An 11706-nucleotide genomic window follows, 5' to 3' on the forward strand; every position below is an offset into this window, starting at 1 on the left:
TTCTACAACCCGAAGCGTAAGCACACAAACAACGGCATGCTGTCGCCCGTTGACTTCGAAATCAGGCAGAAGAAAATGAAACAGGCAGGTGTCTAGGAAAATAGGGGCACCTCAGCCTGCCTGACCCGATCGGCCATACGCAGGAACCGCATTGCGGCGCAGGCGGCACCATAGCCATTGTCGATGTTGACCACCGTCAGCCCGGGTCCACAGCTTGCCAGCATGGCGGACAGGGCGGTCTCGCCGCCGCGCGCCGCGCCGTAGCCGGTCGATGTCGGCACGCCGATGACGAAGGACGGCACGAGGCCCGCCAAAACGGTCGGCAGCGCCGCATCCATGCCGGCGACGGCGATGACGACCGGCATGGAAGCAATCTCGTCGACCCGCTCCAGCAGTCGCCAGATGCCGGCAACGCCGACATCCTCGATCTTTTGGGTGGACTGGCCAAAATAGGCCAGCGTCGCCTGCGCCTCGGCCACGACATTGGCGTCGGAAGAACCGGCAGAAACGATGGCGACACGGGGCGGCCCGGCGCCGGGTGCCGTCGCGCCCAGAACCGCCGTCCGGCTTTGCGCGTCATAGATCATTGCGCCGCACAGGTCAGGCGGCAGCGCGGCGAATTTCTCCGCGCTCAGACGTGTGAACAACCGCCGCCCGACCGTGTCGCGGCTGCGGCTGGCGATCTCCGCGATCTGCGGCACGGTCTTCTGCTCGCAGAGGATGGCCTCGTCAAAGCCGATCCGCCCGGCACGGGCGTCATCCAGAACGATCCCGCCGGCACCGCTCATTGCACGAACGCACTGCCACGCCGATATGAGGACAGCCCTAGCAGCGTGCCTTCGTGGCCAAGCGCAGCCGTGGCCGCGGCAAGGATCGCTTCGGTTTCGGAGGGTTGCATCCGGTCCAGAACGTCGGCGGAGACCTGCAACTTGTAGCCACCGGCAAGCCTGCGGCACCTGACGTCCGCGCCGGGCAGCATCGGCCTGAGGCGGCTCTCGACCCGGTCGATAGCCTGCAACTCGCCGGGCTCGATCCGCAGGCCGGTGAGGACGCGGCTCGACAGGCAGGGGGCGGCGGGCAGGTCGGCAATGTCGCCCAGCCCGAGATCGCGAGCGATGCGGCGGAGGCCGGGTTTGTCGATGCCGGCGTCGACATAGGGATGCTGGACGTTGTGATCCTTCGCGGCGATCAGGCCGGGGCGGACATCGTCAAGATCGTCGAGGTTGGTGCCGGACAGGATCGGCGACTTCGTCTTCGCGGCAATGCTGCCGTAGAGGTTCGTCTTGCAGTAGAAGCAGCGGTTCACCGGGTTGGCGCGGTAGTGCATGTCCGAGAATTCCCCCGCGTCGATCACGTTGAGGTGCCAGCCGCGATCCTGTGCGAAGGTGCGGACCCGGGCGGTCGCGGCCTCGGGCACGGCTGGCGATACCGCGTGGAAGATTACGCTGTCGGGGATGAGGTCGGCGGCCACGCAGGCCAGCGTCAGGCTGTCGATTCCGCCGCTGACGGCGATTGCGGCGGGTCCGATTTGGCGGAGGCGGTGTTGCAGGGCGTGCAGGCTCATGTGGTGGCCTCCTCGTCCTGCGCGGCAATCGCGGCTGCGGCCGTGCGATGCCCGGCGGCGTTGCGCTCGGCGTGGCTGGGATGATGCGTCATCAGATCGTCCATCTCGACCTTGGCCGTGGTGGCGCCGGGCCGCTCGGCCAGTTTGACCCGCAACCCGTCCTGTTGCGCCGCGCGGCGGGGCAGGGTGCTGCGGTCGACGTGGTGATGGCGGACACCCAGCGTCGTGGTCTGGTCATAGCAAACGCGGATCACCTCCTCCTGCCGCTCGGGGCGGGCGAGGATGCGGATAGCTTGGGCCTGACGGCCTTTCTTGCCGCAGACCGCCGCGTTGATCACGTCGAGCACGCCCTCGGTCGCGCGCAGCGCCTCTAGCCCGACAGCGAGGTCTTCGGGCGTCTGATCGTCGATCTCGAATTCCAGGACCGAGACTCTGTCGGCGAGAGTGGGGCGCAGGCTTTCGAATTCCTTGAGGCGCAGGATATTCGGAAGGTCGGGCCATGTCTTGGCTCCGAACCCGGTGCCGGATGCGGACAACCGCATCGGCTGGCGCGGGCCGCCGAATTCGGGCGCGAGGTGTTTGAGGATTGCCGCGCCGGTGGGGGTGACGCGCTCGCCGGGGATACCATCGTCGATCAGCGGCAGGCCGGTGAGCAATAGTAGCGTGGCGGGCGCCGGGACGGGCAGGGGGCCGTGTTGGGTGTTCACCCGGCCGGACCCCATAGGGATGGCCCCGACCGACCAGTGATCGGCGCCGAGTTTTTCCAGCAGATGCGCCGCGAGGGTGATGTCGGCGATGGAATCGAGCGCACCGACCTCGTGAAAGGCGACGTCCTCGATGCTGGTGCCGTGGACCTGCGCCTCGGCCTCGGCCAGCAGGCGAAAGATGTCGACGGCCCGGTGGATGACGCCGGGCGCGAGGTCGGAGCCTTCGATGAGCTGCTTGATGGCGCGGAAGGTGGAATGGACGTGATGGTAATGTTCGTGGCCGTGATGGTGATCTGCGTCCCCGGTCTCTTCGATCAGCATCCGCGATCCGGTCAGGATGCCGTTGTCGTGTGGCCTGTGCTCCAGCCGCAGCTTGGCCCCGATCCCCAGCGTCTCCAGCACGCCGGGCAACTCGGCGGCCCAATGGGGATGAACATCCAGAACGGCGGCGAGGAACATGTCGCCTGAAATGCCGCCCACGGGGTCGAGATGGATGCGGCGGCTCATCGTGTGCGCTTTCTGCGGATGATGCGGTCCTCGGGGCTGGCGGTGGCGATGTCCTCGATGCCATCGGCATAGGTGCGTTCGCCGCGTGTCACGTGCTTTTTTAGAATCGTCGTCGCGCCCGCCAGATCGCCCTGCTCAAGCAGGGCGATCATCTCGATATGCTCGTTCATCGACTTGTCGGTATGGGTCGGATGCTGCGACAGGTGGGTCCGCAGCGCCGCTGTCCGGCCGGCGATCGCCTGATAGCCTTCCTTCAGGTAGACGTTGTCACAGCGCGAGACGATGGCGTCATGGAATTCGCCGTCAAGTTCCAGGTATTCGCGCGTCTTGCCCTGCTCTCGCGCCGCTGTCATCGTCGCGCAGATCGACTTCAGCGCGGTCAGAAGGTCCTTGCAGTGCCCCTCCATGGCAAGCTCCAGCGCGGTGGATTCCAGCGCGAAGCGGTAAAAGCCGAGCTGCGCCACGTCATCCACGCTCAGGGTGAAGACAAAGGTGCCCTTTCGCGGGATGATAGAGACGAGGCCCTCGTGCTTGAGATTGGCCAGAGCTTCGCGAATCGGTGTCTTGCTGATGCCCAAAAGCTCGGACAGCGAGTTCTCGGAGATCGCCTCACCCAGCCCGTAGCGGCCGGTGATGATGGCCTCGCGAATGGCCGTGGCCGCGATATCGCACAAGGAATCCGGCGCTTTGATGCGTTTCATTTTTTCTACAGGCATCGGTCTTCCTCTGTTGAACCACGCTTCTGAAGGTACCGTAATGAAGAAAATATTGCACTAACTTTTTCTATCTGATACATCAGATATCAATGGAGCCGATACCCGGCCTCTGGTCGAACCCAACGGGAGGAGAAGTTCATGTCCAACACTTACGCATTCGCGGTTGCCGCGCTGATGACGGCAGGAATTGCCGGTGCCGCCGCGGCGGAAACCGTCATCAAGGTCGGTCACGGCGCCAACGAGCAATACCACATGCACCGCGCCCTGCTGAAATTCGAGGAGCTGGTCGAAGAGCGCTCCGGCGGCGACTTCGATGTGCAGATCTTTCCCTCGTCGCAGATGGGCCCGGACCGCGAGATGATCGAAGGCGTGCAGACCGGCGTGCTGGAGATGGCGGTGTCGCCGTCGTCGTTCTTTGCCGGCTGGGATCCGGCCTTTGCGGTGATCGAACTGCCCTACATGTACCCCAGCAAGGAGGTCGCGCTGGACGTGTTGAACGGTGACGCCGGCGACGAGATGCTGGCACGTCTGGAGAACCAGGGCCTCGTCGGGCTTGGCTGGATGGAAAACGGTCTGCGCCACATCACCAACAACGTGCGCCCGATCAAGACGCCCGAAGACCTTCAGGGCATCAAGCTGCGTACCATGAAGGTGCCCGCCCATGTCGATACCTTCAAGGCGCTCGGTGCCAACCCGACGCCGATGAACTTTGGCGAGGTCTATTCGGCGCTGCAACAGGGCGTGATCGACGGCCAGGAAAACCCGGTGGCGCTGATCGACAGCCAGCGGTTCTACGAGGTGCAGAAACATGTCTCGCTGACCGGCCATGTGTTCACCGTCTACATCCCGGTGGTGGGGGAATGGTTCTGGTCGGGCCTCACCGAGGACCAGCAGAGCCTGCTGCGCGAGGCGATGACCGACGCGGCGGCCTATCAGCAGGAGCTGGTCAACGCCGAGGAGGCCGGGCAGTTGCAGAAGATCCGCGACGCCGGGGTCAATGTGGTCGAGCTCGACGCCGCCGCGCGTCAGGTCTTTTCCGATCAGACCCAGGAGGTGCGCGCCACCTATCGCGAAGAGGTCGGTGCCGAGGTCTTTGACGGCTGGACCGCCGCGGTTGCCGCCGCCGGCACCAACTGACACCACGTCCTGACCCTAACACGGGTGCCCTGCGGGGCACCCGTCCGCGGCTTTTCTTTGGGAGGAGAGACCAATGACCGCTTTGCGCTGGCTCGACCGAAATTTCGAGCGCTATATCGTGGGCCTTCTGCTGGCCGCAATCGTCTTGCTGATCAGCGCAAATGTCTTCATGCGCTACATCCTGAACGCCTCGCTGTCCTGGGGCGAAGAGCTGACGCTCTGGCTGTTTGTCTGGTTCGTCTGGATCGCGGTCAGCTATGCCTTTCAACAGGGCTCGCATGTGCGCATCACTTTTCTGCGCGATGCCATCGGTCCGGGCGGGCGCCGCGCCTTTGAAATCGTCGTCGACCTGGCCGTCATCGGCTTTCTGGCGGTGCTGGCGGTGCAATGCATCCAGTTGATCCTGAAACCCTTCGTGCTCAGCCAGACCTCGGTGGTTCTGGGGCTGCCGATCCCGGTGCTCTACGCCTCAGCCCCGGTCGGCGCGGCGCTGTCGATCCTGCGCGTGACACAACACCTAATTAGAACGCTGCGCGGCACCGCGCCCGAGCAAGAGGTCTGATCCGATGATTGCCACCGTGCTTTTCCTTGTCCTGATCCTCACGCTGTTTCTCAGCGTGCCGATCGGCATCTGCCTCGGTCTTGCGACCATGGCCGTCATGATCCTTGTCGACGGCACGCCGCCGCTGGTGCTGCTGGCGCGCTCGGTCGTCACCGGGGCCGACAGTTTTCCACTGATCGCCGTGCCGCTGTTCATTTTGGCCGGCGACCTGATGCAGCACGGCGGCATGTCGCGCCGACTGGTGGGCTTTGCCAATGCGCTGATCGGCCATATCCGCGCCGGGCTGTCCTACGTCAACGTGCTGGCCTGCGTGTTCTTCGCTGCCATATCCGGCTCGTCCCCCGCCACCGTCGCAGCCATCGGATCGAACCTGATCCCGGAAATGGAGAAGGTGGGCTATACCCGCCGCTTCAGTGCCTCGCTGACCGCATCGTCGGGCATGATCGGCGTGATGATCCCGCCCAGCATCCCCTTCATCATCTATGGCGTCACCGCCGAGGTTTCGATCGGCAAGCTGTTTCTGGCCGGGATCGTGCCGGGGGTGATGTTCGCGGTGATGTTCATGATCGTCGCGAGGTTCCTTTTGCGCAACGAGACCAAGGTGATCGAGAACACCCGTGATTTCGACGCGTCGCTTATCACCACCAGTTTCCGCAAATCGGTCTGGGCGCTGCTGGTGCCGGTCATCATCCTCGGCGGCATCTACAGCGGCATCTTCACACCCACCGAGGCCGGCGCCGTCGCGGTGGTCTATGCGGCGATTGTCGGCAAGTTCGTCTATGGCGATCTCGAATGGTCCGATTTCCCCACCATCCTGGCCGAGAGCGCGAGAACCAGCGGCATGATCCTCGTGCTGGTGATCATGGCGACGGCCTTTGGCCGCGTGATCACGCTGGCGCAGATCCCTGCCGATCTGGCCGGCTGGTTGACGGGGCTTTCCGACAATCCCATCATCATCCTGCTGCTGATCAACGTCCTTCTGCTGATCATCGGGATGTTCATGGAGACGATCTCTTCGATCATCATCATGACGCCGATCCTTCTGCCGGTGGCCACGGCGCTGGGGGTCGATCCGATTGCATTCGGCGTGATTATGACCGTCAACCTCGCCATTGGCTTCTGCACGCCGCCTCTGGGGGTCAACCTCTTCGTCGCCAGCGGCATCTCGGGCGTGTCGATCGAAAAGCTCAGCCGCGCCATCCTGCCGTTCTTTGCCGGTATGATCGTCCTGTTGATGCTGATAACCTATGTGCCGTCGTTGTCTCTGGCACTTCCGGCTCTATGGTGATGTGATGGACCTTGGACCGATCAATGTGAACATCGAAGGCGGGATGACCTATCCTTTCCCGCCATTGATCCCGGTGGACCAGCATTTCGAGCGCAAGCGGCTGGAGGATATCGACGCCGCCGTGACCGGGCAGTTGCGTCAGATCCCCGATGCCGACATCGCGGGCAAGTCCATCGCCATCACCGTCGGCAGCCGCGGCATCATGGGGCTGGTCGAGATCACCCGCGCGTTGGTGGCCGGGTTGCGGGCCAAGGGGGCGGAGCCTTTCATCGTGCCGTCAATGGGCAGCCATGGGGGCGCCACCGCCGAGGGACAGGTGGCCGTGCTCAAGGGCTATGGCATCACCGAGGAAAGCACCGGAGCCGAGATCCGCTCGTCGATGGAGGTGGTCCAGATCGACGCGCTCGACGACGGCACGCCGCTTTATATCGACCGCATCGCATCCGAGGCCGATGGCATCGTCATCGCCAACAAGGTCAAGCCGCACGCTGATTTCAAGGCCGGGTACGAAAGCGGGCTTGTGAAGATGCTCTGCATCGGGCTGGGCAAGCACAAGGGCGCGGTGGCCCTGCACAACCACGGTTTCGCGCGCTTTCACGACATTCTGCCCAAGGCCGGCGCAAAGCTGCTGGCGCGGCTGCCCGTGATCTTTGGTCTCGCCATCCTGGAAAATGCCTTCGACGACCTGATGGAGATCGAGATTATCCCGCGCGACCGGATACTCGAACGGGAAAAGGAACTGTTGGAAATCGCCAAGGCCTCGATCGGGCGGCTCAACTTCACCGATATCGACGTGCTGATCGTCGACGAGATCGGCAAGAATATCTCCGGCGAGGGGATGGACCCGAATGTCACCGGGCGGCCTGGCTCCGGCCTGCCCGGATTCGACGCGCCGAACATCCAGAAGATCGTCGCGCTGGACGTCACACCGCAATCGCATGGCAACGGCGTGGGGATCGGCTCGGCCGATCTGTCGACCCGGCAATGCGTGGAAAAGATCGACCTCGGCGCGGTCTATACCAATGCCATCACGGCGACGATCCTCAACCCGGCGAAGCTGCCGATGGTTCTGAACTCGGATCATGACGCCATCGTGGTGGCCTTGAAAACCTGCAACCTGACCACGCCCGAGACCGCCCGCATCGTCCGTATCAAAAACACGCTGGAAATCCATCGCATCTGGGTATCGCCCGCGCTTCTGCCGCATGTGGAGGCGAGCGACAGGCTTTCGGTTGCAGGGCCGGAAAGGCCGCTGGTCTTCGATGCCACTGGCCGTTTGCAAGCGCCGGAATGAAAGCCGCCGGCCTCGCGGGGCCGGCAGCTTTCATCGGACGAGGTGTGGGGGGGACGGGCTCACCGTTGTCATCCGGGATCATCCGGCCAGGTTTTTCCAGGCTTTTGTAAATCCCCCGGCACGACGCGCCAGCTCGGCACAGTCGTACTCCGGCTTAAACAGCGCCGAGCCCAGGCCGAAGCTGTCGGCGCCTGCGGCGTGATAATCCGTCATGGTCTCTGGCGTGATCCCGCCCACCGCCGCCACCAGCGCATCGGCGGGCAGCACCGCGCGCATCGCCTTGACGGCCTTGGGCGGGATCAGCTCGGCGGGGAAGAACTTCAGCACCGCCGCTCCGAGATCAAGCGCTGCGAAGGCCTCGCTCGGGGTCATCACGCCAGGGCACCATTTGGCGCCGAGCTCGGCGGCGCGGGTGCCCACGGCGGGGTTCATGTTGGGCGAGACGATGATCTCACCGCCGGCATTCACCACGTCAGTGACAGCGCCGGGCGTCAGGACCGTTCCGGCGCCGACGACGATGCCGCTGCCGTGCTTCGCGGCGATCCGCTCAATCGACACAAACGGCTGGGGCGAGTTCAGTGGAACCTCGATGATGCGGAACCCGGCCTCGACCAGCACATCTGCGGTCTCGACCGCACGGTCGGGGTCCAGCCCGCGCAGGATGGCGATCAGAGGGTTGTCGTTCAGGGCGTCCTGCCAGTTGCTCATGCGATCACTCCTGCTGCCTTGGCGATGGTGAAATGGCCGCGCGCGACGATGTCAGGCTCGGCGCGGCGGGTCGTCAGCCCGGCGATCCCGAGTGCGGTCTCATAGCGATCCGCGAGATCGTCGCGACCGATGATCGTGACGGGGCCTCGATTTGCCTTGCCGGCGCTTCCGCCGGCAATCTCTGCGCCGATCAACATGCCGGAAAGGTAGTCGGCACTCGCCCCCGCCGGAATCTTGTCGAACAGCGGCATGGAGCGCACATGGAACAGCCGATGCAGAAGCTCGCTGCCCGCCGAAAGGCCCGATGCGACGCCAAGGCGGAAGCCTTCGTCATGGAACGGTGCATCCTGCATCAGCGCCTTGAGAATGGTGTGGTCCCGCAGCGCGGCAAAGACGTCGCCGGTCATGTAAGTTGCGAACCGGGTGATCCGACCCTCCGAAACCTCGACCCACTTGCTGTGCGTGCCGGGCATGACAAAACATCCGTCGCTGGTGTCCATAGCCACGGCGCCGACGATCTGGGTCTCCTCGCCGCGCATCACGTCCGGCGCGCCGTCCGTTTCGCTGGCAAGGCCGGTGATGAAATGCACGGTGCGGCCATCGGTTGTCTGATGCGTCGCTATCGCCCGCGCCAGTTCTTTCCCGCCAGCGGGCAGGCCCACATAGGGCGTCTCGACCCAGCCGTTACGGCTGGTGATCATGCCGGAGGCGAGCACCGGCAGGTCCGAATGCCCGGCCCAGGGCGCCAGCAGCCGCGTAAACGCCGCCTCGAACAGCCCGCCTTCGACGTGCATGATGCCCTCCGGCGCCGCCAGCCTGTCCAGCACCCCGCCGTCCGCGCCGATCAGGCTGGCGCGGAACGACGAGGTGCCCCAGTCGAGGCCGATCAGGGCGGGCTCAGATGCGGCCGAATTCATTCAACAGATCCTCGACCGTCTTGCCATTGGCCACCCATTTGCGGGTCTCCTCTTCACGGTCGGCCTGTTCCTGCGCCAGCTTGACCACCTCTTCGGCCTTCTCCAGCGGTACGACGGTCACGCCCATCAGGTCAGCGACGATGAAATCGCCGGGGTTGACCACCACGCCGCCGCATTGGATCGGCACGTTGATCGACAGTTCTTCCTTGCGGCCGGAAAACATCGTGTGCGTGCCGCGCGGGGTGATGGCGCGCGTCCAGATCGGCCAGTTGATATCCTCAAGCTCGTCGGTATCGCGGCCCGCACCGTCGACGATCATGCCGCGGATGCCGCGGTTCTGTGCGAGGCCACCCATCAGGCCACCGCAGACCGAAGTGTTCTTGTCACCGCCGGCATCGACGACGATCACGTCACCGGGCTGGCCCATCTCCAGCGCCTTGAGCGGATCGACCAGATCGCCCTTGGACAATTGGACGGTGATCGCCTGGCCCGTCACCTTGGCGCGGAAGGGCGGTTTGATGCCGCTGTCCATGACACCAAGGCGATATTGAACGTCGGCAAAGACGGCAGTGGCAGAATAGCAGGCCAGCACCTTGTCGAATTTTTCCAGGACGTCGGGGCGGCGGTCGAAGTCGTTGTATTCTTTCAGCATCTTGTATCCTTTCGGGTTCAGCTCTGGACGGCCAGGGCGTCAGCGTTGACGGGAAAATCGGGGGTTTGCCCGGTGAGCACCTTGGCCACCTGCGTCGCGGCGCCTTCGCGAGCGGCACGGATGGACTCTTCCGAGTAATAGGCGGCGTGGGGCGTGATCAGCACGTTGGGCAAGGTGAAGATCGGGTTGTCGGCAGGGTCCCAGGTGGCCCGCTTGGCCGGCTCCTCTTCTGGGTCGTCGAGTCCGGCGGCGGCCAGGTGGCCCTCGGTCAAGGCGCGATAGAGCGCCTTGTTGTCGACTGTGGGACCGCGCCCGGTGTTGACGAGGATCGCACCGGGTTTCATGACGGCAAACTCGGCGTCCGACAGGAAATGATGGGTCTCCTTTGTCATCGGCGCCTGCATCAGGATGTAGTCGGACCGCGCCAGAAGCGCGTCTTTTGTGACCAGCTCGACCCCCAGTTCCCGTGCCACATCGGCAGGCAGGAACGGGTCATAAGCGATGATCTCGGTGCCAAAGGCGCGGGCACGGCGGGCGATGGCCTGTCCGATCTTTCCAAAGGACACGATGCCCATGGTGCGCCCGCGCAGACGACGAACCGGCGCGCCACTCTGCCACCGCCAGACACCGGCATGGGTGGCTCGGTCATAGGCCGGCAGGCTGCGCGCCAGCGCCATCCACAAGGCGATGGCGTGGTCAGCCACCTCCTCGGTGCAATAATCGCGCACGTTGGTCACAAGGATGCCGCGATCGGTCGCGGCGTCGACATCGACGATATCGACGCCCACCCCGTAGCGCGCAATCACCTTGCAGCGCTCCATCCGCGCAATCGTCTCGGCACCCACGCGGGCGTATTGGTTCATGATTGCCGCGCAGTCGCGCGCTTCCTCGAACAGATCGGCTTCCTGCTTGGCCTGAAGGGCCACGACATTTGCGCCGGCCGCTTCGAGAATGCCGCGTTCAATATCGACATCCCCGAAATCATAGTCGGTGATCACAACCTTCGGCTTCGAATTCATATCGGTCTCCTCCAAGCGAGTCTCTACACATCTGATATCTGATACATCAGATGTGTGTCAACTGTGTTTCTCAGCTGGGCGAGGCTGTAGGCGTTCTTTCAGCGAAGCGGGTTTTCAGGAGTTTTTGCACGGGACGTCACCGCGACGTGAAAGGAACAAACACCTGCGGTGCGCAGTCCGGCAATCTAAGCCCAAGTCAGTCTCCGAATTCCGGGGGACAGCAAAGTCAGCGACTACTTCAAAGCAGAGAGCCCGGAAGTTTTCTGTAAGCGCTGTCGCCACCCCACGCCTGTTCAGCTTGACGGGGTGAAGTTCCAAGGTAGCAGCTCGTCGATCCTGCTGGCCGGGTGACCGGCGGCGATGGCTTCAAGGGTCGCCTTCAAATAGGCAAAGGGCTCGACGCCGTTGATCTTCGCGGTGGCGATCAGGGAGGCGATGCGGGCCCAGGTGCGGCCGCCCTCGTCGTGGCCGGCGAAGAGTGCGTTCTTTCTTGTCAGGGCGATCGGGCGGATCAGGTTTTCGACGGCGTTGGAGTCCATCTCGACGCGGCCGTCGTGGAGGAAGGTCTGCAGGCCGCCCCACTGGCGGTGGATGTAGGTCAGCTTCTCGCCGAGGCGCGACTTGGCCGAGATACG

Annotated in this window: 13 protein-coding genes; 4 read left to right on the forward strand and 9 right to left on the reverse strand. The window is 63.9% G+C overall.

Features of this window, described 5'->3' with window-relative positions; genetic code table 11:
- Nucleotides 1-92: 92 nt before the first annotated feature.
- The 4 genes from larB to BMW90_RS25470 are packed head-to-tail and all read right to left on the reverse strand — an operon-like array spanning nucleotide 93 to nucleotide 3479.
- A complete protein-coding gene (gene larB, locus BMW90_RS25455; protein ID WP_074840529.1) occupies nucleotides 93-788 on the reverse strand; it encodes a nickel pincer cofactor biosynthesis protein LarB in 696 nt (231 codons plus the stop codon).
- The gene (locus BMW90_RS25460; protein ID WP_074840531.1) at nucleotides 785-1564 is read right to left on the reverse strand and encodes an ATP-dependent sacrificial sulfur transferase LarE; all 780 of its coding nucleotides are present in this window, start codon (nucleotides 1562-1564) and stop codon (nucleotides 785-787) included. The genes larB and BMW90_RS25460 overlap by 4 nt, the downstream gene beginning before the upstream one ends.
- The gene (gene larC, locus BMW90_RS25465) at nucleotides 1561-2778 is read right to left on the reverse strand and encodes a nickel pincer cofactor biosynthesis protein LarC (protein ID WP_074840533.1); all 1218 of its coding nucleotides are present in this window, start codon (nucleotides 2776-2778) and stop codon (nucleotides 1561-1563) included. The genes BMW90_RS25460 and larC overlap by 4 nt, the downstream gene beginning before the upstream one ends.
- Nucleotides 2775-3479 (reverse strand): GntR family transcriptional regulator, encoded by a 705-nt coding sequence (locus tag BMW90_RS25470; protein ID WP_074840535.1) that lies wholly within the window; start codon nucleotides 3477-3479, stop codon nucleotides 2775-2777. The genes larC and BMW90_RS25470 overlap by 4 nt, the downstream gene beginning before the upstream one ends.
- 153 nt (nucleotides 3480-3632) lie before the next feature.
- Here BMW90_RS25470 and BMW90_RS25475 point away from each other — a divergent pair, with 153 nt between their 5' ends.
- The 4 genes from BMW90_RS25475 to BMW90_RS25490 all read left to right on the forward strand — a co-directional run bounded on the left by BMW90_RS25475 (nucleotide 3633) and on the right by BMW90_RS25490 (nucleotide 7775).
- Nucleotides 3633-4631 (forward strand): TRAP transporter substrate-binding protein, encoded by a 999-nt coding sequence (locus tag BMW90_RS25475; RefSeq protein WP_074840537.1) that lies wholly within the window; start codon nucleotides 3633-3635, stop codon nucleotides 4629-4631.
- Nucleotides 4632-4704: 73 nt separating this feature from the next.
- Entirely contained in the window at nucleotides 4705-5193 is a 489-nt protein-coding gene (locus BMW90_RS25480) for a TRAP transporter small permease (RefSeq protein ID WP_074840539.1), read from the forward strand.
- Between the two features lie 4 nt (nucleotides 5194-5197).
- Entirely contained in the window at nucleotides 5198-6481 is a 1284-nt protein-coding gene (locus BMW90_RS25485; protein WP_074840541.1) for a TRAP transporter large permease, read from the forward strand.
- 4 nt (nucleotides 6482-6485) lie between these two features.
- Nucleotides 6486-7775, forward strand: a complete 1290-nt coding sequence (locus BMW90_RS25490; RefSeq protein WP_170850632.1) for a nickel pincer cofactor-dependent isomerase, group 22 — start codon at nucleotides 6486-6488, stop codon at nucleotides 7773-7775.
- Between the two features lie 78 nt (nucleotides 7776-7853).
- Here BMW90_RS25490 and BMW90_RS25495 read toward each other — a convergent pair whose 3' ends face one another.
- From BMW90_RS25495 to BMW90_RS25515, 5 genes are all read right to left on the reverse strand, one after another.
- Complete coding sequence (locus tag BMW90_RS25495; protein WP_074840543.1) at nucleotides 7854-8483, reverse strand: 2-dehydro-3-deoxy-6-phosphogalactonate aldolase; 630 nt, start codon at nucleotides 8481-8483, stop codon at nucleotides 7854-7856.
- Nucleotides 8480-9400: a 2-dehydro-3-deoxygalactonokinase gene (locus BMW90_RS25500; RefSeq protein ID WP_074840545.1), complete on the reverse strand. Its 921-nt coding sequence runs from the start codon at nucleotides 9398-9400 to the stop codon at nucleotides 8480-8482. Before BMW90_RS25500 ends, BMW90_RS25495 begins: the two co-directional genes overlap by 4 nt.
- Complete coding sequence (locus BMW90_RS25505; protein ID WP_074840547.1) at nucleotides 9381-10052, reverse strand: RraA family protein; 672 nt, start codon at nucleotides 10050-10052, stop codon at nucleotides 9381-9383. The genes BMW90_RS25500 and BMW90_RS25505 overlap by 20 nt, the downstream gene beginning before the upstream one ends.
- A 17-nt stretch (nucleotides 10053-10069) precedes the next feature.
- The gene (locus tag BMW90_RS25510) at nucleotides 10070-11071 is read right to left on the reverse strand and encodes a C-terminal binding protein (RefSeq protein WP_074840550.1); all 1002 of its coding nucleotides are present in this window, start codon (nucleotides 11069-11071) and stop codon (nucleotides 10070-10072) included.
- Between the two features lie 293 nt (nucleotides 11072-11364).
- A partial coding sequence (locus BMW90_RS25515) for a transposase domain-containing protein (protein WP_139211556.1) occupies nucleotides 11365-11706 on the reverse strand: 342 nt, incomplete at its 5' end.

Source organism: Marinovum algicola (assembly GCF_900109145.1).
Taxonomy (GTDB): domain Bacteria; phylum Pseudomonadota; class Alphaproteobacteria; order Rhodobacterales; family Rhodobacteraceae; genus Marinovum; species Marinovum algicola.